The organism is Stenotrophomonas sp. YJH_SMC_20, assembly GCF_059367845.1.
This window is the reverse complement of record NZ_JCAFRG010000016.1, coordinates 1-21,074: the sequence shown is the minus strand read 5'-3', so window position 1 is coordinate 21,074 and position 21,074 is coordinate 1. Positions and strand designations below refer to the sequence as shown.

Genomic DNA, 21,074 nt, shown 5'->3' with positions numbered 1-21,074 from the left:
CCGCCATGATGATGCGCAGCTTCCCGACCGTGCGTCTCGCTTTTACATCAACCAGCATGCTCATGGTCGAAGCGGAGCAATGGCCGGAAGTCTCACAGCTTCTCAGCTCAGGAGGGGTGCAGGGAACCACGTCGGAGCAGACGTGCACGGTCTACCCGGAGTCAATCCAGCCCCCATCGGCCGGTCAGCCTGGACACTCAGAGACGCTGATTTGGTTTCAGGCATCCGACGCCGAAAACGCGCGGCGCGGGCAGCAGCTTCTAGATTCAGCCGCCTGAAATGACCCCTATTGCGGAGCGGTCCGCATATTGCGGAGCGCTGCAAAACGTAAAAACCGTTGGGAGACATGGAGCGGGCGATGGGAATCGAACCCACGTCAGTAGCTTGGGAAGCTACAGCTCTACCATTGAGCTACGCCCGCGTTGCGGTGGAAAGTCTATGCGCTGGGGCCGGTGTTGCGCAATGGTGCCCCCGCATCAGAGCGGGGCCGGATCCCCTTCGTTCCCGAAAGGGATCCGGCCCCGCCTGGTTTCTGCTTAGAAGCTGCCGCTGAAGTTGGCGAACAGCGTCGCGTCCTGGGCACGCTTCTGCCCGGCCGAAGCGCTCAGGCCGAAGTTGCTCTGCAGGCCGAACAGCTCGGTACGGGCACCCAGCACCACGGTGGCGTAGTTCTTGTCGAAGTTCAGGCCCGGCACGCGATAGCTGCCCAGTTCCGGCAGGGTCTGCAGCCATGCGCTGGCCTGCTTGGTGTCTTCGAACTCGTGGTCGTAGGTCACCTGCGCGTACGGCTTGACGGTGCCGCCATCGAAGCGGGCCTGCCAGCCGATGCGGCCGACGGTCGAATCGACGTTCTGGCGGTCGTAGCCCAGTGCGGTGGCCAGGGTGCCGGCCGCAGCGCTTTCGGTGTAGCCATCGATCTTCACCTTCTGCCAGATCACCGAAGCAATCGGGCCGTGGCGGAAGCCGCCTTCGGTGCCGAACTCGTAGCCGGCGTTCAGTGCGGCGGTCAGGTTGCTGCCGTCCGGCGAACCGCCGTGCTCACGAGTGGCCGGGCCCAGCTGGACCTTGCGGTTCACGTCATAGGACAGCCAGGTGTAGCTGACCTGGCCATTGATCCAGATGCGGTCACCATACCAGCCGGCGAACAGACCGGCAGTGGTGTCCTTCTGGGTGAAGTCGCCACGGCTGTTGCCGAAGTCTGCGTTGAGGCGGCCGAAGCCGGCGAAGCCGCCGAACACCATGCCGTCGCGTGCCCAGTCGATACCGAACAGGCCGGCGGGCGCCAGGCCGTCGTACAGGTCGGCATGGTCATAACGCTGCAGGTCACCGCGCACGCCGCCCCACCAGGACAGGCCATCGGCCGGGCGACCACCCAGGTGCATGCTGACCTGGTCGGCACGCGAACGGCCGATGGTCTGGGCCGAGTGGCTCAGCACCTGCTGCAGACGCGGGCCTTCCAGCACCGAGACAGCATACTGGCCCAGCAGCTGATGGCCGGCGGTGGTCGGATGCACGCCGTCGGCGAACAGGTAGGTGTTGGCTGCATCCGGGCTGACGTAACTGGTCGGGTTGCAGCCGATGATGCTGGCGGTGGAGTTGTTCGGATCGATCCTGCAGGCAGTGCTGGTGACGTTGGTGAAGCCGTACATGCCCGGATTGGCAGTCACTTCGCGCAGGATGCTGAAGGTATCGAGCGGAATGAACTCGATGCCTGCCTGCTTCAGGCCACCGTACAGCGCCTTGTTGTAGCCGGCCGACAGTGCGGTGGCGGCCGCGGCATTGGGGCCGCGGAACTGCGGGGTGATGCCCACATCCGGCAGGTTCGGTACCAGCACGTACTGGGCACCAGCCTGCTTCAGCGCACCTACCAGCGCGATCTGGTCGGTGACCGCTGCGCCGATGATGCCCTGCACCTGGGCCTGCGACGCGCCACCTGCCGCCGCACGGGTGGCCGCAAACAGATCATTGGCGCCTCCCCATACGGTGTACAGGGCGTTGCCGTCAGCCTTGCCACCGTTCGCGGCAAGGTAGCGGGTTGCTTGCGACTTCAGCGACGGAATCACGCCCAGGCCACCGGCCTCGTCCACCGATACCCGGGCACCGCCCACGGCGTAGTTGTCGCCACTCTGGCCGTTGCCGTTGGCACCCCCGTTGAGGCCGTAGTAGTTGGCGACCTGCTGTGCCCACACCCAACCCGGGTTGGTGGTGAACTGGCCGGTGACCGGCTGCACGCCCGGATCGAGCAGCGGCCGGAAATAGCCGGCGTCGGTGAGGCTGTCGCCGAAGAACACGGCCTTGGAATACGGACTTTCGCCTGCCATGGCCGGCAGCGCGGCGAGTGCGATCGCAGCCGCCATCAGGGAGCGGATCGGGTGTTTGCTGAGCTGCATCTAGGAACTCCTGTGGGGTAAATAGGTTGGAATCCGGCACACGTACGCCGGCGCACGGTCAATGGTTTCACCGGGCCGCCGTTTGCTCACGCTGCGCCGCCGCATGGATTGTCGCCTGAGCACGCCGAAGCCTGCTGTGCTGGAGCTGGCGCCCCGATCAAATTGCAAACGTTCCGATCACGAAGAGCTATAAGCGACAATGCAGGCATGAACATCCAGCTCAACGGCGAACCCCGCACCCTGCCCGCCTCGGCGACCCTTCACGACCTGCTCGAGGCCGAGCAGCTGCTGCAGCGCCGGGTGGCAGTGGAGGTCAACGGCGAGATCGTCAGCCGCAGCCGCCATCGCGAGCATGTCCTGGCTGAAGGCGACATTGTCGAGATCGTGCACGCGCTGGGCGGGGGCTGAGGCCTGTCCGGGTTTGCCGGCCAGCGGCCGGCACTACCCATGCCGATCCACGGCCGGCACGCCATTGCGTGATCCCATCTTCAGGCGGATAGGCGATAATCGCGCCATGAACGTTCATGTCTCCCCCGATTCGCTGGTGATCGCCGGCAAGACCTATGGCTCGCGGCTGCTCACCGGCACCGGCAAGTTCAAGGACCTGGAAGAAACCCGCCTGGCCACCGAGGCTGCTGGCGCCCAGATCGTCACCGTGGCCATCCGCCGCACCAACATCGGGCAGAACCCGGGCGAGCCGAACCTGCTGGACGTGCTGCCACCGGAGCGCTTCACCATCCTGCCCAACACCGCTGGCTGCTACACCGCCGAAGACGCGGTGCGTACCTGCCGCCTGGCCCGTGAGCTGCTGGACGGCCACAACCTGACCAAGCTGGAAGTGCTGGGCGACCAGAAGACCCTGTACCCGGACGTGGTGCAGACCCTCAAGGCCGCCGAGCAGCTGGTCAAGGACGGCTTCGAGGTGATGGTCTACACCTCCGACGACCCGATCCTGGCCAAGCGCCTGGAAGAGATCGGCTGCGCCGCAGTGATGCCGCTGGCGGCGCCGATCGGTTCGGGCCTGGGCATCCAGAACAAGTACAACCTGCTGCAGATCATCGAAGACGCCAAGGTGCCGATCATCGTTGATGCCGGCGTGGGCACCGCGTCGGATGCGGCGATCGCGATGGAACTGGGCTGCGACGGCGTGTTGATGAACACCGCCATTGCCGGTGCGCGCAACCCGGTGCTGATGGCCACTGCCATGCGCAAGGCAGTCGAGGCCGGCCGCGAGGCTTTCCTGGCCGGGCGCATCCCGCGCAAGCGCTACGCCAGCGCATCCTCTCCGGTGGACGGGCTGATCGGCTGATGACCAATCCTTTTGACAGCGCCGGCTCCAAGGCCCCACCCAAGCCCTTCACCGTAAGCGAGGGCCGCCGCGAGGTGCGCAGCTTCGTGTTGCGCCAGGGACGTTTCACCCCCGCCCAGCAGCGCGCGTTCGACGAACGCTGGCCGCGCTTCGGCCTCGACTACACCGGCCAGCCGCGTGACCTGGATGCCACCTTCGGCCGCCCGGCACACAAGGTGCTGGAAATCGGCTTCGGCAACGGTGCCGCGCTGCGCTTCGCCGCCCAGCACGATCCGTCGCGCGACTACATCGGCATCGAAGTGCACGCCCCCGGCGTGGGCCGGTTGCTGAACGCGCTGGCTGAGGACAATGCCGACCACGTGCGCCTGTACCACCATGACGCGGTGGAAGTGCTGCAGAACGAGATCGCCGATGGCGCGCTCGATGAAGTGCGCATCTACTTCCCGGACCCGTGGCACAAGAAGCGCCACAACAAGCGCCGCCTGCTGCAGCCGGCATTTGCCGAGCTGCTGGTGCGCAAGCTGCGCCCGGGTGGCCGCCTGCACTGCGCCACCGACTGGGAAGACTACGCCGAGCAGATGTGGGACGTGCTTGACGCGACTGCCGGCCTGGTCAACCGCGCCGGCCCGCGTGGCAGCGTGCCGCGTCCGGACTGGCGCCCGCAGACCCACTTCGAGACCCGCGGCCAGAAACTCGGCCACGGCGTCTGGGACCTGCTGTACGACCGCACCTGACGATCGCCTGAGGACGCCGCGCCCCACATGGATACCGCGCTGACGCTGACCAACGACATGAAGCTCGTGCTCGGGCTGGTCGGCTTCACGATGGCGATGTTCCTGTTCGAGCGCATCCGCGCCGACGTGGTCGCGCTGGTGGTGCTGGTGGTACTCGGTGTCACCGGCCTGATCGCGCCGGAGGAGATCTTCGGCGGTTTCTCCGGTAACGCGGTGATGAGCATCATCGCCACCACCATCCTCGGTGCGGGCCTGGACCGCACTGGGGCGCTGAACCGGCTGGCCGCATGGCTGCTGCGGCGCGGCCACGGCGTCGAACAGCGACTGCTGATGATGACCACCGCCATCGCCGGCCTGAACTCGTCCTTCATGCAGAACCCGTCGGTGATGGCCTTGTATCTGCCGGTCGCCTCGCGACTGGCAGCGCGCACCGGGCTGACGATGCAGCGCCTGCTGCTGCCGATCTCGGCGGCGATCGTGATGGGCGGTGCGCTGACCATGGTCGGCAATTCGCCGCTGATCCTGCTGAACGATCTGCTGGTCTCGGCCAACAACAACCTGCCTTCCGGCCTGGCCACCATCGAGCCGCTGCGCATGTTCGCGCCGCTGCCGATTGGCGTGGCACTGCTGATCGCCTCGCTGCTGTACTTCCGCTACTACGGCGACCGCAAGCTGATCGAGGAAGAAACCCTGGTCAACGACGGGGTCACCCCAGCACGCACCGAGAGCTATTTCGCCAAGACCTATGGCATCGAAGGCGATGTGTTCGAGCTGGTGGTCAGCGCGGAAAGTCCGCTGGTGGGCATGACCCTGGGCGAGGCCGAGAACCTGCACGACGCCCCGCTGCTGCTGGCCCTGAAAACCGGTAATGACACCCGCCTGGCGCCGCCGGCGGAGATGCGCATCTGGGTAGGCAGCGTGCTCGGTGCGATGGGCCCGCGCCAGCAGATCAACGATTTCGCGCAGAACCAGTTCCTGCGCATGTCTTCGCGCCTGAAGCACCTGGGTGACCTGTTCAACCCGAGCCGCGCCGGTATTTCCGAGGCGGTGGTACCGCCGACCTCGAACGTGATCGGCAAGAGCGCGGCCGACCTGCGCCTGCGCAAGGAGCGTGGCATCAGCCTGCTGGCGATCAACCGCGACAAGCAGGTGATCCGCGAGGACGTGCGCGACGTGCAGTTGCGTGCAGGCGACATGCTGGTCTTCCACAGCATCTGGACCGACCTGGCACAGGCGGCCAAGAGCCGCGACTTCGTGGTGGTGACCGACTATCCGACCGGCGAGCAGCGCCCGCACAAGTTCAAGATTGCGATGGCGATCTTCGCGCTGACCATCCTGATCGCGCTGACCAGCAAGCTGCCGGTCGCGCTGACGCTGATGACCGGCGTGGCCGGCATGCTGCTGACCGGCGTGCTGCGCATGGACGAGGCCTATGCCTCGATCAACTGGAAGACGGTGTTCATGATGGCCGGGCTGATTCCGCTCGGCTGGGCGATGGATTCCAGCGGCGCGGCGGCATGGGTGGCCGGCCACACCATCGACAAGCTGCCGACCGGCATCCCGGTGTGGGTGCTGGAAGTGGCACTGGCGCTGTTGACCACGGCGTTCTCGCTGGTGATCAGCCATGTGGGCGCGACCATCGTGATGGTGCCCATTGCGGTGAACCTGGCGCTGGCAGCGGGCGGCAACCCGACCGCGTTCGCGCTGATCGTGGCGCTGTCGGCGTCCAACAACCTGATGACGGCCTCCAACCCGGTGATTTCGATGATCACTGGCCCGGCCAATTACACCCCGCGCGAGATGTGGCGGGTCGGCGGACCGTTGTCGCTGATCTACACCTGCGTGGTGGTGTTGATGATCAACCTGATGTTCTGAGGGTTGGGTTTGTTGGCAGGGCTGCGCCCTGCACCCGCAGAAGCCGAAGCAACAGCAACAGCAACAGCGTGCATTCCGTGGGATGGCGGGGTGGGTCCACGCCATGCGTGGAGCCTTTGTAGAATCGAGCCGTGCTCGACTGCTTCCGGCCTCAGGCCAGATAGACCTGCCCATCGCGGATATCGACCGGCACCGCACGCAGGCGGTCGCCCTTGCACGGGCCGGCAATGCAGTCGCCGCTGTCCAGCGTGAACGAGGCGCCATGCGCGGCGCACACCAGGTGGCCCTCGCGGCTCTTCAGGAACTGGCCCGGGGCCCAGTCCAGGCGGCGGCCGGCGTGCGGGCAGATGTTCAGGAATGCGCGCACCTGCGCGCCGTCGCGGTACAGCACCAGCGATTCGGCATCGCCATCGATCACCGCTTCGACCTCGGCAAACGCGCCATCGGCAATGGCATCAAGGGCGATCAGGGCAGCAGCGATAGTCATGGCGAAAGCTCGGACGGTAAACCGGAATTGTCGCATGCCTGCTCAGGTGACTGGCTGTGACATGAACACAAGTCATTGATCCGTAATAAGCACAGGCTATATTTAACGAGTTTTTCACTCAATGACAGTGGCGCGTCCCGATACTCTGTTTTCGCTGATCCCAGCCTATCGAGCCGCCATGTTCAACCGCGCATCCGCCTTCAACCAGTTCCGCACCCTGTTCGCGCCGCGCAAGCCGCGCCATCCGCTGGTGCGCGTTGCCGTGGGCCTGCTCGGCCTGGCGATCCTGGCCGCGATGGTGTTCATCGGTGTGTTCGTCGGTGCCGCGATGATCCTGGTTGGCCTGGCATGGAAGCTGCTGGCCTCGCGCAAGCCGGGCGCCGCGCGTCCGGTGGACCCGACCGTGGTCGAGGGCGAGTACCGCGTGGTGCGCAAGCCGGTGTTGCCGGCCTCGCGCTGATCCAGGCCTTCCGCGCCCGCTGACGGCGGGCGCCATGCGTTCTAGACTGCGGGCACGCCCTTCCTGGATGCCCGCATGTCCGATGTCTCCGATGTGATCCCTGCCGTAGCCCTGCCGCGTGTACCGGTAGCCGGTGGCGGCAGCTTCCCCGTGCACCGTATCTACTGCGTCGGCCGCAACTTCGCCGACCACGCCCGCGAAATGGGCGCGGCGGTGCCGGCGGCCGATGACCGCGGCCGCCCGATGTTCTTCAGCAAGCCGGCCGACGCCATCGTGGTCGGCCACGACGATGCCATCCCCTATCCGCCAGCAACCGCCAACCTGCACCACGAAGTGGAACTGGTGGTGGCGATCGGTCGCGATGCGCCCGCCGGCGAGCTGGCCGTCGCCGACGCCGATGCGCTGGTCTACGGCTACGCCGTTGGCCTGGATCTGACCCGCCGCGATCTGCAGGCCGCAGCCAAGGACAAGGGCCATCCTTGGGATGCCGCGAAGGGGTTCGATGCCTCCGCGCCGATCAGCGAAATCGTGCACGCCGAAGAAGTCGGCGACCTGGCTGCGCTGAACCTGTCGCTGGAGGTCAACGGCGAGGTGCGCCAGCAGGCACTGCTCGACCAGATGATCTGGAACGTGCCGGAGATCCTGCATGAGCTGTCCAAGCTGTGGCAGCTGCGTGCCGGTGACCTGGTGTTCATGGGCACCCCGTCCGGGGTGGCTGCGCTGAAGCCCGGCGACCGCTTCAGTGCCCGCCTGGAAAACGTGGCCGAGCGCCACGGCGTGATCGCCGGCTGACGTCACCTGCGCTACCCTGCGCGCTGTCCACTTCCCCACCGGAGAAAAACAACAATGGGAATGCTCACCGAGTTCAAGGAATTCGCCATGCGCGGCAACGTCATCGACCTCGCCGTCGGCGTGGTGATCGGCGCGGCCTTCGGCAAGATCGTGACGGCGCTGGTCGAGAAGATCATCATGCCGCCGCTGGGCCTGCTGATCGGCAAGGTGGACTTCTCGCAGCTGGCGTGGACGCTGTCGCCGGCACGGATCGGCCCGGACGGCAAGGAGATTCCGGCGGTGGTGATCGGCTACGGTGATTTCATCAACACCCTGATCCAGTTCGTGATCGTGGCCTTCGCGATCTTCATCGTGGTCAAGGCGATCAACCGCCTGTCTCGCAAGAAGGAAGCTGCACCGGCCGCACCGGCCGAGGAAGTGGTGCTGCTGCGCGAGATCCGCGACAGCCTGAAGAAATAAGGTATCGGGCGCCTACGGGCGCCCCTCCCACCTGTAGAGCCGAGCCCACGCTCGGCTGATCTGCAAAAGGCAGCCGAGCATTGGCTCGGCTCTACAGAAGCAGGCGAAAGCCCCGCCCCGGCGGGGCTTTCGCTTTGCTGCATCTGGCGGGAAACAGCGTCCGCGCCAGCCATGACCTCCCGCCCATGCGCCGGGCTGAACGACTGTTAAGCTCCAAGGCTTAGGTCCCTTCCCGGAGTTGTCCATGCGTCGCCGCGTTCTTGCCATCGCATCCTCCCTCGCCCTGCTGGCCGCCCCGGCCTTCGCGGCGCCGCACACCACTACCCTGCCCCCGGCGTCGCTGGCCACCGCCGCACAGCTGCGCGACCAGGCCTTGGCCGATGACACCGGCTGGAAGGTGGTCGAATCGCTCACCACCGAGATCGGCCCGCGCATCGCCGGCAGCGAGGCTGACGCCCGCGCCGTGGCCTGGGCCGAAGCCAAGTTCAAGGCACTGGGCTTCGACAAGGTGTGGAAGGAACCGGTGACCTTCCCGAAGTGGGAGCGCCGCAGTGAACACGCTGCCGTGACCGGCAAAAATCCGCAGCCGCTGCAGATCACCGCACTGGGCGGCAGCCCGGGCGGCACCGTTGAAGCCGAGGTGGTGCGCTTCGCCGACCTGGCCGCACTGCAGGCGGCGCCGGCCGGTTCGCTCAAGGGCAAGATCGCCTTCGTCGATTACCAGATGCTGCCGTTCCGCGACGGCCGCGACTACGGGCGCGGCGGCGCGATCCGCAGCAAGGGTCCGTCCGAGGCGATCCGCAAGGGCGCGGTCGGTTTCCTGATGCGTTCGGCCGGCACCGACTCGCACCGCGTGCCGCACACCGGCATCACCCGTTTCGATGACGGCCTGACCCCGGTGCCGTCTGCGGCACTGTCGGTGCCCGATGCCGACCAGCTGGCCCGCCTGCTGGCCCGTGGCAGCACCACGGTGAAGGTGGCGCTGGACTGCGGCTGGGATGGTACGGCGACCTCGTACAACGTGATCGGCGAGATCACCGGCCGCAGCCTGCCGAAGGAAGTAGTGGTGATCGGCGGGCATCTGGATTCGTGGGACCTGGGCACCGGCGCGGTGGATGACGGCGCGGGCGTGGGCATCACCATGGCCGCAGGCCACCTGATCGGCCAGCTGAAGCAGGCACCGAAGCGCACCATCCGCGTGATCGCCTTCGCCAACGAGGAACAGGGCCTGTATGGCGGCAAGGCCTATGCCGAAGCGCACGCGAAGGACGTGGCCCTGCACCAGCTGGCCGCCGAGAGCGACTTCGGCGCGGGCCGCATCTACGCCTTCAATACCGGTTCGCCGAATCCGGAAGGCTCGCGCGAAGCGACGAAGCAGATTGCCGAAGTAATGAAGCCGCTGGGCATCGAGTACCAGGCCGACAAGGGTGGCCCGGGCCCGGACGTCGGCCCGCTGGCCGCCAAGGGCGGTGCGTGGGCGTGGCTGGCGCAGGACGGCTCGGACTACTTCCACCTGCACCACACCGCCGACGACACGCTGGACAAGATCGACCCGAAGGCGCTGGCACAGAACGTGGCCGCCTACACTGTGTTCGCCTACCTGGCGGCGGAAGCCGATGGCAGCTTCGGCAGCGAGGCCAAGGCGACCACGCCGCCGAACGAATGATGCGGTAGCGCCGGGCCATGCCCGGCGTTTGCGGCGGGAAGAGCGGTGCGAACCAAGGTTCGCACCCACCAAGTCAGATCCCGCATCGGTAGCGTCGGGCCAATGCCCGGCAAGCGCAGCGGCACGAGCGGTGCGAACCAGGGTTCGCACCCACCGGGCGTCACTCAGCCGCGGCGGCTCGCCCACTGCGCCAGCAGCACGGCCGTGGCGGAAGCGACATTCAGGCTTTCCACCGCGCCGCTGCCCGGAATCGACAGCTGCTGGTCACACTGACTGGCCAAACCGCGATCCATGCCTTCACCTTCCGCGCCCATCACGTAGACCAGGCGGGCCGGCAACGACGCGCGGAACACGTCATCACCGCCCTCGACCAGGGTCGCGGCCAGGCCGAAACCGGCTGCGCGCAGTTGTGCCATTGCCTGAGCGGTCTCCGGCAGCTGCACCAGCGGCACCGCTTCGGCGCCGCCTTCGGCCACGCGCGCGGCGGCGCCGGACAGGGCCAGCGTGCTGCCGGCCGGCAACAGCAGCGCCTTGGCACCGAAGTGCGCGGCCGAGCGCAGGATCGCGCCGAGGTTGTGCGGGTTGCCCACGCCATCCAGCCACAGCGCCAGCGCCGGGCCGTCACCGACCTGCTGCAGCCACTGCGCCAGCGGCAGTGCCGGTGCGCGCAGCATGTCGGCCACCACGCCTTCGTGATGGGTGGTGCCGGCCAGCTTGTTCAGATCGCCATCCTCGACCACGCGGTAGCCCACGCGGTTGGCCACGCACCACTTCAACAACGGCTGCAGGCGCGGAATGCGTGCTTCCAGCAGGTACAGCTTGCGCAGCGCCTGCGGCCGCGCTTCGAACGCAGCCAGCACGGCATTCAGGCCGTACAGACGCAGCTCATCGCTGCCACCGCGCCCACCACCGCCCGTGGCCGGCACCTCCGGGCGCGGCAACGGCGTTGCGCGCGGCGGACGGGCGGACGGGCGGCGGTTGTTCCAAGGGTTGTTCACTTACACACTCTCCTGCTTGCGCTGGCGCCAGAAATCGGCGTTCTTGATGCCCAGGGCATCAGGGTCGAACACCGGATCCAGGCCCAGCTTCTTCTGTCGTTCGTAGTCACGCAGGGCCAGCATCGCCGGCTTCTGGATGATGAGGATGGCAATGATGTTCAGCCAGGCCATCAGGCCCACGCCGATGTCGCCAAGCGCCCAGGCCAGGGTGGCATTGTGGAACGCGCCGAACACCACCATGCCGATGATGCCCAGGCGCAGCACCAGCACCGTCAGCGGGCGCTTCCTGTTGTGGTTTACATAGCTGAGGTTGGTCTCGGCCATGTAGTAGTACGCCATGATGGTAGTGAAGGCGAAGAAGAAGATGGCGATGGACACGAATGCCGAACCCCAGCCCGGCAGCACCGCTTCCACGCCGGCCTGGGCGTAACCGGCGCCTTCGGGAATACCGGCCAGGCCCTGGAAGATCGGCGGTGCGCTGGCACCTGCCGGCGAGTACACGTTGTAGGTGCCGCTGGCCAGGATCAGGAACGCGGTGGCGGTGCACACCATCATGGTGTCGAAGTAGATGGCGAAGGCCTGCACATAGCCCTGCTTGGCCGGGTGCGAGACTTCCGAGGCGGCCGCTGCATGCGGGCCCGAACCCTGGCCGGCTTCGTTGGCGTAGATGCCGCGCTTGATGCCCCACTCCACGGCCAGGCCCATCATGGCGCCGAATGCGGCATGCGTGCCGAAGGCACTCTTGAAGATGATGCCGAACATTTCCGGCACGCGGTCGTAGTTGATGACCATGATGATGATGGCCATCAGGATGAAACCGGCAGCCATGAACGGCACCACCACTTCGGCGAAGTTGGCGATGCGTTTGACGCCACCGAAGATCACCACGCCCAGCAGCAGCGCGACCACGATGCCGATGCCCAGCTTCAGCGCCTGCACCGATTCCATGCCGAAGGCCTGGCCGTCGAGCGGCCCGCACAGCGCGGTGCCACGGCAGGCGTTGATGATGCTGTCGGCGATGGCATTGGCCTGCACGCCCGGCATCAGGAAACCTGCGGCGATGATCGTGGCGATGGCGAAGGCCAGCGCATACCACTTCAGGCCCATCGCCTTCTCGATGTAGTACGCCGGGCCACCGCGGTAGCGGCCTTCGGCGTCCTTGGTCTTGTAGATCTGCGCCAAGGTGCATTCCACGTACGAGGTGGACGCGCCGAGGAAGCCCATCACCCACATCCAGAAGATCGCCCCGGGGCCGCCGAAGGCGATGGCCGTGGCCACGCCGGCGATATTGCCGATGCCCATGCGGCCGGCCATCGACATGGCCAGGGCCTGGAACGAGGACACGCCGGCGTCGGATTTCTCACCCCTGACGGTGAGGCGGCACATTTCGAAGAAGCCACGGATCTGCATGAAGCGCGTGCGCAGGCTGAAGAACAGGCCGGCGCCCAGGCACACGAAGATCAGTGCCTTGCTCCAGATGATGCTGTTGATGAAGTGTACGGTTGCTTCCACGCGCGCTCTCTCCAGTCGGCGGGTTGTAAGGACGTCCCGTCGGCTGGAGGGGACCGGTCGATTCTCCCTGATCGAAGGCCGCTGCGGTAGCGCTGTCTTGTAGCGCCGAGTCCATGCCCGGCTTGGGCCCCGGAATCAGCCGAGCATGGGCTCGGCGCTACAGCGGCCAGCCCGCGCGTTCAGGGCAGCTGCGTGCGTACCCGGGCGAAGCGGCGCAGGTCGTGCAGCGCGCCGCGCTTGTAGACCGCGCAGCGCTCCACGCCCTCTTCCTGGAAGCCGTTCTTCTCCAGCACCCGGGCCGAGCCGAGATTGAAGTCGACCACCGTGGCCTGCAGCCTGAACAGGCGCAGCTCGTCCATCACCCAAGGCGCAAACACACCGACCACCCGGGTCATCAGGCCCTGGCCCCAGTAGGCCCGGCCCAGCCAGTAACCCAGTTCGGCGGTATGCCCACGCTCGGCCACGCCCTGCTGGGCACCGACGCTGCCGCAGGCCTGGCCGTCTATCTCGATGGCCAGGTTCAGGGTGCCGGGAGCCAGCACGCGGCCGGCGAGGAAGGCCTCGCCATCCCCGCGCGTGTACGGGTACGGAAAGCGATCACGCAGGCCCCGCGACACCTCGGCGTCGTTGGCGTGGTGCAGCAGCGATTCCAGATCATCCGGGCGCCAGGGGCGCAATTGGAAGCCTTCACCTCGCAGCACGGTGGTCGGGTCAGGCATGGCCACCCACCGACGGTGATTCCGCTTCCTGCTTCTCCAGCTCGCGCTTCACCGCTTCCGGCGAGCGGGTGTACGGGGCCAGCCGTGCGTAGAACGCCGGCACCACGAACAGCGACAGGAAGGTCGAAAGGGTTACGCCGAAGATGATCACGATGCCGATCGTGCCACGGCTGGCCGAGCCGGGGCCACCGGCCACCACCAGCGGGATCGCGCCGACCACGGTGGCGATCGAGGTCATCAGGATCGGGCGCAGGCGCACCATCGCCGATTCGATGATCGCCTCGCGCACCGTGCGCCCGTCATCGCGCAGCTGGTTGGCGAATTCGACGATGAGGATGCCGTTCTTCGCGGCCAGGCCAACCAGCATCACGATGCCGATCTGGCTGAACAGGTTCACCGTGCCGCCACTCACCCACAGGCCGACCAGCGCACCGAGCACACCCAGCGGCACGGTCAGCATGATGGTGAGCGGGTGGATGAAGCTTTCGAACTGCGCGGCCAGCACCAGGTACACCACCAGCAGGGCCATCGCGAAGGTCAGCAGCACCGCGCCGCCGGCACTCTGGTACTCACGCGACTCACCCTTCCAGTTCACCTGTGCGTACTGCGGCAGTTCTTCCCGGGCCACGTTCTGTGCCCAGGCAATGGCCTCGCCCAACGGATAGCCTGGCGCCAGGCCGGCACTGATGGTGATCGAGCGCAGTCGGTTGAAGCGGTTCAGGGTTCCGGCCTCGGCCACTTCGCTCAGCGTGACCAGGTTGGACAGCGGCACCAGCTCGCCGGAGGTGGCACGCACGCGGATCGCGGCCAGGTCGGCCGGGCTGGCACGGCCATCGCGCCCGGCCTGCACCAGCACGTCGTACTCCTCGCCGTTGTCGACGAAGGTGGTGACGCGGCGCGAACCCATCATGGTTTCCAGCGCCGATCCGATCGCGGTGACCGGCACGCCGAGGTCGGCCGCGCGCTGGCGGTCGATGTTCACCCGCATCTGCGGCCGGGTTTCCTTGTAGTCCGAGTCGGGGCCGACCAGGCCGGGATTGTCGGCCATGCGCAGCAGGATGCGGTCGCGCCACTGCGCGATCTCGGCATATTCGGGACCGCCCAGCACGATCTGGAACGGCTGCCCGCCACTGCGCACCAGGCCACCGCCCACCTGCGTGCGCACGCGCACGCCGCGGATGGTGTCCAGTTCTTTCTGCAGCGCGTCGGCCACTTCAGGCGTCCCCTCGCTGCGCTGGCGCCACGGCTGCAGGAAGATGCTGACGCGGCCGGTGTGCATCTCCTCGCTGGCGCCCCAGCCGCCCGGCACGCGCGGGTTGGCGCGCACGATCGGCTTGTCCGGGCCGACATGCGGCGCCAGCAGCGCTTCTACCTGCTGCACCTGCTGCACGGTGTAGTCGTAGCCGGCGCCTTCCGGGCCGTCGATCATGATCTGGAACGAACCGCGGTCTTCGGCCGGCGCCAGTTCCGACGGCAGCAGCTTGAGCAGGCCCCAGCTGGCAGCCAGTGCGGCCACCATCACCAGCAGGTAGATCCAGGTGCGGTCGACATGGTGGTCGAGCACGCGGCCATAGCCCGAGGCCAGGCGCTCCAGATTGCGGTTGATGAAGCCATGCAGGCCACGTGGTGCCTGCCCTGTGTGCGGCTTGAGCAGCTTGGACGCCATCATCGGCGTCAGCGTCAGCGCTACGAATGCGGACAGCGCCACCGCTGCCGCCAGCGCCACCGCCAGCTCGCGGAACAGGCGCCCGGTATTGCCTTCCAGGAAACCGACCGGCAGGAACACCGCCACCAGCACGGCGGTGGTGGCGATCACCGCGAAGGCAACCTGCGTGGTACCGCGCTTGGAGGCCACCAGTGGGGGCTCGCCCAGGTCGATGCGGCGCTGCACGTTTTCCACCACCACGATCGCATCGTCCACCACCAGGCCGATGCACAGCACCAGTGCCAACAGGGTCAGCAGGTTGATCGAGAAGTCGAACGCGTACAGTGCGATGAACGCGGCCACCAGGCAGACCGGCACGGTCACCGCCGGAATCAGTGCGGCACGGAAGCTGCCGAGGAACAGCCAGATCACCGCCAGCACCAGGATCATTGCCTCCACCAGCGTGGCGTAGACGCGGTCAACGGCGGCTTCAATGAAGGTGGTGTTGTCGAACGCAACAAAGATCTGCGTTCCCTTGGGCAGGGTCAGTGCCACCCGCTCGGCTTCAGCGCGCGCGGTGCGCGCCACGTCCAGCGAGTTGGCGGTGGAGGTCTTGACGATACCCAGGCCGATGCCCGGCTCGCCGTTACTGCGGTAGTAGGCGCGGCGCTCGGCCGAGGCCAGTTCGATCTTCGCCACGTCGCCCATGCGCACCACGTAGCCGTCGCGGCCCTTGCCCAGCGGGATGGTGGCGAAATCCTCGGGCTTGATGTAGTTGCGCTCCACGCGCAGGGTGAAATCGCGGTCGGTCGACTCGATGCGGCCGGCCGGCAGTTCCACGTTCTCGTTGCGCAGCGCGGTTTCCACGTCGCCGGTGGTCAGCCCGCGTGCGGCCAGCTGGTCGCGGTCCAGCCAGATGCGCATTGCATAGCGCTGGCGGCCGCCGATGCGGACCTGGGCCACGCCGTCGAGGCTGGAGAAGCGGTCGACCACATAGCGGTCGGCGTAATCGCTCAGTTCCAGCGTGTCCATGGTCGAAGAGACCATGTTGAACCAGATGATCGGGTCGGCATCGCTTTCGACCTTGGCGATTTCCGGCGGACGCGCTTCTTCCGGCATGCGGTCGGCGACGCGGCTGACCGCATCGCGCACGTCGTTGGCCGCCGCTTCGATATCGCGGTTGGAGGTGAACTCGATGCTGACCTGCGAGCGGCCGTTGGTGCTGCGCGCGTTGATCGTATCGATGCCTTCGATGCCGGCCAGCGCATCTTCCAGCACCTGGGTGATGCGGCTTTCGATGACCGCCGCCGAGGCACCGGTGTAATCCACCGACACCGAAACAATGGGCGGGTCGATGGCAGGCAGCTCGCGCAGGGTCAGGCGGGTGAAGGACATCACGCCCAGCACCAGCAGCAGCAGGCTCATCACCACGGCGAACACCGGCCGCTGGATGGAGATGTCGGACAGTTTCATCCGCCGTGCCCCTCGGCCGCGACCGGTGCCGGCGCGGCATCCGGTTTCGCGCCGCTGGCCGGTGCCGCATCCCTGGCCGCGACCTTCAGGCCCGGGCGCAGTTTGCCGGTGCCATCAACCACGATGCGCTGGCCCGCTTCCAGCCCCTGCTTGATCTCGACCACGCCGGCGCGGCGCGCACCGGTGACCACGTCCACGCGCTCGACGCTGTCGTCGGCCTTGATGCGGTACACGAAGGTATCGCGGCCGACCTGCACCACGGCGATTTCCGGGACCACCAGCGCCGGGCGCTCGGGGCGGAACAGCCGCACGTCCAGCAGCATGCCCGGGCGCAGCGCATGATCGCCGTTGGCGAAGTCGGCGCGCACGGTCACCGCACGGGTGACCGGATCGATGCGCGCATCGATGGTGCTGACCTCACCCTCGAAGGTGCGGCCCGGCCACGCCACGCTGGTGGCGCTGACCTTGTCACCGACGCCCAGCGCAGCCAGTTCCACTTCCGGCACCTGGAAATCGACGTGCATGTGCTCGATGTCATCGAGCGTGGCGATGACCGTGGTCGGGGTCACCAGCGAGCCGGGGCTGACCTGGCGGATGCCGAGCACGCCAGCGAACGGCGCGCGCACGCGGCGGTCACCGATGTCGGCCTGCATCTGCATCACGCGCGCCTCGGCCGCATCGCGGATCGACTTCTGCGTATCCAGGGTGGCGCTGGACACCAGGCGCTGGGAGGCCAGCTCGCGCTGGCGCCTGTACAGCTGGTCGGCTTCGTGGAAGGTGGCCTGCGCCTGCACCAGCGCGGCCTCCTGGGCCTGCCCGCGCAGGGTCACGATCGGCGCACCGGCGGCCACATGCTGGCCACTTTCAAAGTGCACCTTCTCGACGATTTCGCTGACCTTGGCCGTCACGCTGATGGACTCGCGCGCCTTGGCCGTGCCCAGCGCCTGCAGCGTGTCATTCCACTGCGAGGACTGCACGACCTGCGCGGTCACCGGCACCGCTTCGCCCTGCCGACGGGCGGCGGCCTCCTGTTTGCCCCCGCACCCGGCCAGAAGGGCCAGGCTGAGGCCAAGGGCCAGGGTCGAAGCAATGCGAGCCAACATGAACGGTCCTGATAGATCCACGGCCGCCGAGTGTAGGCAAGCACCCGTGGAAGCGATATGTGCCAAGCGTTTACTGGCGTGGCACCGGCGGCGCGATAGCGCCGTGAACCTGTTCCGTGCAAGGCTCGCAGCAGCGGTGTCGGCATGTGTCGAGGTGTATCCCGCCGTGCGCCGCAGGCGTTGTCATCGTAGAGTCGAAGCTGCCCGACAGAGGGCGTCGGGCGGGGACGGATCCTGGCGGGGATCCGGCCCCGTTTTTTTTACCCGGCCGATCAGTACCGGTAGTTCACCTTCATCCACAGGCTGCGCCCGGGTTCATTGATGCGCACCGGGTCGGCCGGGAAGCCGAAGTCGGCGCTGCCGGCCAGGTTCAGGTGCTCGCTGTAGGCGCGGTCGAACAGGTTGTCGACGCCCGCACTGAGCTGCAGCTGCGAACTGAAGCGGTAAGCGGCATTGAGCGCGAAGGTAGCGAAGCCGGCACTCGGCCCCAGGTCCTGCGCGACCACAGTGCCCTGTCCATCTGCGACACGATGCTGATGGGTCACCGCACGCAGCAGCGCACCGGCACTCCAGCGCTGGCCTTCCCAGTTCGCGCTCAGGCGCGCTTCCAGCGGCGGCATCTGCGGCAGCGGACGCTGCTGGTCGCGGTTCTCGCCCCAGGCATAGGCCAGCGTGCCACCCAGCTTCCACTGCGCAGCCAGGCTCACTTCCAGCCCGGCTTCGGCACCGGCGATGCGCGCATCGACGTTGTTGGCCTGGCTCATGCCCATCATGCCGCTGCCGTGATAGGTGAACAGGATGTAGTCCTGGATCTGCCCGGCATATGCCGATACCCATGCCTGCACACGCGGTCCCTTGAACTGCAGGCCCATGTCGAGCTGGGTGGTGCGCTCGGGCTGCACGCCGGTGAACGCGTTCACTGCGCCCGACGGGCCATGATCAGGCGAGAACAGTTCCCAGTAGTCGGGCATGCGTTCACTGTGGCCGAGGCCGGCGTACCAGGTCAGGCCGTCGGCAAGGTCCTGCTCGTAGCGCAGGAACCCGCTGCCGAGCCATTCCTTGCGCGTCTGCCCGGCGCTGGGATTGGGCCGGTTGCCCATCATGCCGCCGATCGATTGCCGCTCATCGCGGGCGCTGGCACGGTCGATGCGCAGGCCACTGATCCAGCGCTGGTCGGTGCCGGCGCCCAGGGTCAACTCGGTGAACACGCCATAGCGGCGGAAGTTCGCATCGGTCTGCCACGCGGCCTGGCGGTAAGTACCGCGGCCCATGCCGTTGCGGCCACGGTGGCGGCTGTCCTCACCGTCCACACCGGCCACCAGCTGCACCTCCTGCCAGCGCCACTCGGAACTGGCCCGGCCGCCCTGGGTTCGGCGGTCCACATTCGAAGCCATCGGCATGGGCATCATGCTGTTGGGATTCGGCGTGCGCAGCGTGTAGTTGTCCATCACATGGTCGGCTTCGTTGTAGTACACGTTGGCCTGCAACGTTTCCCACGCGCCCAGCAGGTTGCGCTTCTCGAAGCGTGCCGCGTAGCTGGTGCGCTCGAACGCGGCGCCGTCCATGCCACGCCCGGCATAGCGCGCGATCGCATCGCCGGCACCGGCGGAGATTTCCAGCAGCGTATCGGCGTCCGGCGTCCAGCCGATGGCCACGTCGCCGTTCCACTTGCGCCACTTCGACGGCACCACGTCACCGTGACCATCCTTGTAGCCGTCCGCTTCCGAGCGATTGCCGCTGGCACGCACGTAACCGGCCGGATTGCCCAGCGTCAGGTCCAGCACCTGGTCGTTGCGGTTGCGCGAGCCGACCAGTCCACTGGCATCGGCACGCAGACCGGGTTCCTCGAAGCGCGGCGTATCGCGCTCGAAACGGATGGTGCCGGCCGAGGCACCTGCGCCCCAACGCACGCTCTGCGGGCCCTTGATGATGGTCAGCCGGTCGAAGCTCTCCGGCGCGATATAGGAAAGCGGATTGTCCATGCGCGACGGGCAGGCACCGATCAGGTTGCCATCGTTGCTGAGGATGTTCAGCCGCGAACCGAACATGCCGCGCAGCACCGGGTCACCGTTGGTGCCGCCGTTGCGGATGGCGGAGAAGCCAGGCACGGTCTTCAGGTAATCGGCGCCATCACTGGCGGGGACCGGCTGCCGCGGCAGGCGCGGATCGGTCACCCAGTGCAGTGGCGACGAAGGCGCGGCGGCAGTGACCACCATCGTGTCGAGGGTGCGCGCTTCTTCAGCAGGCGCAGCGTGGGCCAGTGACGCGGCCACGACCAGGCCAAGGGCAACCGGCAGGCGCGCGCAGGCGCCCGCGGGGCGGGAAGTCATTTTCATCGGAACAGCTCCAAGGTACGCACGCGCGCACGGCGCCCGGTCAGGCGTCGTGCGGCAGATTCGATAGGGACATCAGCGGACGATGGAGGAGCGTGGTGGTCCACGTGCGGCATGCGCCGGCCAGCGCAGTGCCGGCAGCACCTGTTGCGACCACGGGAACACCAGGCGCGGCCGCCACAGCAGCGGCAACTGCAGCACCAGCACCGCCAGCCACGGCAGCAGGCGCATGGCCAGCACGCAGTATTCGCAGACTTCGCCATGCATGGCGTGGGGGTCGGCTGGGCGGTTGGGTGCTGCCTGCGAAGCGCCATGCGGGTCGTGCCCGGCCATGGTCATGTCGTGCATGCCATGGCCCATGGCGGCGTGGTCCATGCCCGCCATTGCGGTGTGGTCCATCGGCGGCGCCTGCAGCGCGCGGCTGACCAGCGGCGCAAGCACCATCAGCAGCGTCGCCAGGACGGCGAGCTGGAGCAGAAGGCGCTGCGGGCGGGACAGGCGGGTCACCGCGCTAGTGTAGAGGCGGGTCCAGGGTTGCCCTGTGCGACGAACCGTCGCAGGAGGGAGTTTATCGGCAGGGCTTGCAGCCCTGCACCCGCTGCGGACCACGGCAAGAGCCGAAGCAACAGCAAAAGCGGTTTCCTGAGGGTAGGCGGGGTGGGTCCGGTTGCGGGAGACGCCGTAAACCCATCCATGGGGGCTCGGCCGCGGCATCCATGCCGCGGACACTCCCGCAACCGGACCCATCCCGCCTTCGACAGATCTCCGCGATCTGCAGTAGATCCACGCCATGCGTGGATGCTTTTCGATTTCAATTCGAAATATTCGATTTCGATGGAGATTCATCCACGCATGGCGTGGATCTACCGTGTCGACCAAAGTCGACATCTACCAACAGCCGCCCGAATCTGTCAGAGGTGGGGCGGTGTCGGAGTGCGGGGTGTCAGCCGCATGGATGCGGCTGCCAAGCCCCCAGGGTGAAGTGACCCCCGGGAGTTGGACGCCAGATCCAACCCCGAGGGATACATGAACAGATATGACGCTCGTTTCAAACTGCAGGTTGCCAAAGAGGCCTGCAAGACCTCCACATCAGTCAAAGCCGTTGCTCGTCGCCACAGC

General features: G+C 67.0%; 18 protein-coding genes and 1 tRNA gene. 9 read left to right on the top strand and 10 right to left on the bottom strand.

Features of this window, described 5'->3' with window-relative positions:
• Positions 1–347 precede the first annotated feature (347 nt).
• A tRNA-Gly gene (locus AC5P6A_RS20160) sits at positions 348–421 on the bottom strand.
• A gap of 115 nt (positions 422–536) precedes the next feature.
• Positions 537–2,357 (bottom strand): autotransporter domain-containing esterase, encoded by a 1,821-nt coding sequence (locus AC5P6A_RS20155; RefSeq protein WP_026347045.1) that lies wholly within the window; start codon positions 2,355–2,357, stop codon positions 537–539.
• 240 nt (positions 2,358–2,597) lie between these two features.
• Between AC5P6A_RS20155 and thiS the strand changes: the two genes are divergently transcribed.
• The 4 genes from thiS to AC5P6A_RS20135 all read left to right on the top strand — a co-directional run bounded on the left by thiS (position 2,598) and on the right by AC5P6A_RS20135 (position 6,308).
• The gene (thiS, locus tag AC5P6A_RS20150) at positions 2,598–2,798 is read left to right on the top strand and encodes a sulfur carrier protein ThiS (RefSeq protein WP_019660184.1); all 201 of its coding nucleotides are present in this window, start codon (positions 2,598–2,600) and stop codon (positions 2,796–2,798) included.
• Positions 2,799–2,904: 106 nt separating this feature from the next.
• A complete protein-coding gene (locus AC5P6A_RS20145) occupies positions 2,905–3,699 on the top strand; it encodes a thiazole synthase (RefSeq protein ID WP_019660185.1) in 795 nt (264 codons plus the stop codon).
• On the top strand, positions 3,699–4,433 hold the full coding sequence (trmB, locus tag AC5P6A_RS20140; protein ID WP_019660186.1) for a tRNA (guanosine(46)-N7)-methyltransferase TrmB: 735 nt from the start codon (positions 3,699–3,701) through the stop codon (positions 4,431–4,433). The genes AC5P6A_RS20145 and trmB overlap by 1 nt, the downstream gene beginning before the upstream one ends.
• Before the next feature lie 27 nt (positions 4,434–4,460).
• The gene (locus tag AC5P6A_RS20135; RefSeq protein ID WP_346715316.1) at positions 4,461–6,308 is read left to right on the top strand and encodes an SLC13 family permease; all 1,848 of its coding nucleotides are present in this window, start codon (positions 4,461–4,463) and stop codon (positions 6,306–6,308) included.
• 151 nt (positions 6,309–6,459) lie between these two features.
• Here the strand turns inward: AC5P6A_RS20135 and AC5P6A_RS20130 are convergent, their stop codons facing one another.
• The gene (locus tag AC5P6A_RS20130) at positions 6,460–6,795 is read right to left on the bottom strand and encodes a Rieske (2Fe-2S) protein (protein WP_111098281.1); all 336 of its coding nucleotides are present in this window, start codon (positions 6,793–6,795) and stop codon (positions 6,460–6,462) included.
• A 178-nt stretch (positions 6,796–6,973) separates the two neighbouring features.
• Between AC5P6A_RS20130 and AC5P6A_RS20125 the strand changes: the two genes are divergently transcribed.
• From AC5P6A_RS20125 to AC5P6A_RS20110, 4 genes are all read left to right on the top strand, one after another.
• Positions 6,974–7,255 carry a hypothetical protein gene (locus AC5P6A_RS20125; protein ID WP_019660189.1) on the top strand — a complete coding sequence of 94 codons (282 nt, stop codon included), beginning with the start codon at positions 6,974–6,976 and terminating at the stop codon, positions 7,253–7,255.
• 75 nt (positions 7,256–7,330) lie between these two features.
• Positions 7,331–8,047, top strand: coding sequence for a fumarylacetoacetate hydrolase family protein (locus AC5P6A_RS20120; RefSeq protein WP_019660190.1), 717 nt, complete (start codon positions 7,331–7,333; stop codon positions 8,045–8,047).
• Positions 8,048–8,101: 54 nt separating this feature from the next.
• On the top strand, positions 8,102–8,506 hold the full coding sequence (gene mscL, locus AC5P6A_RS20115) for a large-conductance mechanosensitive channel protein MscL (RefSeq protein WP_019660191.1): 405 nt from the start codon (positions 8,102–8,104) through the stop codon (positions 8,504–8,506).
• 244 nt (positions 8,507–8,750) lie between these two features.
• Positions 8,751–10,172 (top strand): M28 family peptidase, encoded by a 1,422-nt coding sequence (locus AC5P6A_RS20110; protein ID WP_019660192.1) that lies wholly within the window; start codon positions 8,751–8,753, stop codon positions 10,170–10,172.
• A gap of 164 nt (positions 10,173–10,336) precedes the next feature.
• On the opposite strand, the gene AC5P6A_RS20105 is transcribed toward AC5P6A_RS20110, so the two are convergent.
• The 7 genes from AC5P6A_RS20105 to AC5P6A_RS20075 form a co-directional block, all read right to left on the bottom strand.
• Positions 10,337–11,170, bottom strand: a complete 834-nt coding sequence (locus AC5P6A_RS20105) for a TrmH family RNA methyltransferase (protein ID WP_019660193.1) — start codon at positions 11,168–11,170, stop codon at positions 10,337–10,339.
• Entirely contained in the window at positions 11,171–12,682 is a 1,512-nt protein-coding gene (locus AC5P6A_RS20100) for an alanine/glycine:cation symporter family protein (RefSeq protein WP_019660194.1), read from the bottom strand.
• Between the two features lie 179 nt (positions 12,683–12,861).
• The gene (locus AC5P6A_RS20095) at positions 12,862–13,401 is read right to left on the bottom strand and encodes a GNAT family N-acetyltransferase (protein ID WP_134731277.1); all 540 of its coding nucleotides are present in this window, start codon (positions 13,399–13,401) and stop codon (positions 12,862–12,864) included.
• The gene (locus AC5P6A_RS20090; protein ID WP_111098279.1) at positions 13,394–16,519 is read right to left on the bottom strand and encodes an efflux RND transporter permease subunit; all 3,126 of its coding nucleotides are present in this window, start codon (positions 16,517–16,519) and stop codon (positions 13,394–13,396) included. Before AC5P6A_RS20090 ends, AC5P6A_RS20095 begins: the two co-directional genes overlap by 8 nt.
• Positions 16,516–17,622, bottom strand: coding sequence for an efflux RND transporter periplasmic adaptor subunit (locus AC5P6A_RS20085; RefSeq protein WP_227845091.1), 1,107 nt, complete (start codon positions 17,620–17,622; stop codon positions 16,516–16,518). Before AC5P6A_RS20085 ends, AC5P6A_RS20090 begins: the two co-directional genes overlap by 4 nt.
• 272 nt (positions 17,623–17,894) lie before the next feature.
• Entirely contained in the window at positions 17,895–19,958 is a 2,064-nt protein-coding gene (locus AC5P6A_RS20080) for a TonB-dependent copper receptor (protein ID WP_329843462.1), read from the bottom strand.
• A 72-nt stretch (positions 19,959–20,030) separates the two neighbouring features.
• Positions 20,031–20,462: a DUF2946 domain-containing protein gene (locus AC5P6A_RS20075; protein ID WP_134731273.1), complete on the bottom strand. Its 432-nt coding sequence runs from the start codon at positions 20,460–20,462 to the stop codon at positions 20,031–20,033.
• Positions 20,463–20,981: 519 nt separating this feature from the next.
• Here AC5P6A_RS20075 and AC5P6A_RS20070 point away from each other — a divergent pair.
• The coding region (locus tag AC5P6A_RS20070; protein WP_332328542.1) for a transposase at positions 20,982–21,074 on the top strand (93 nt) is incomplete at its 3' end.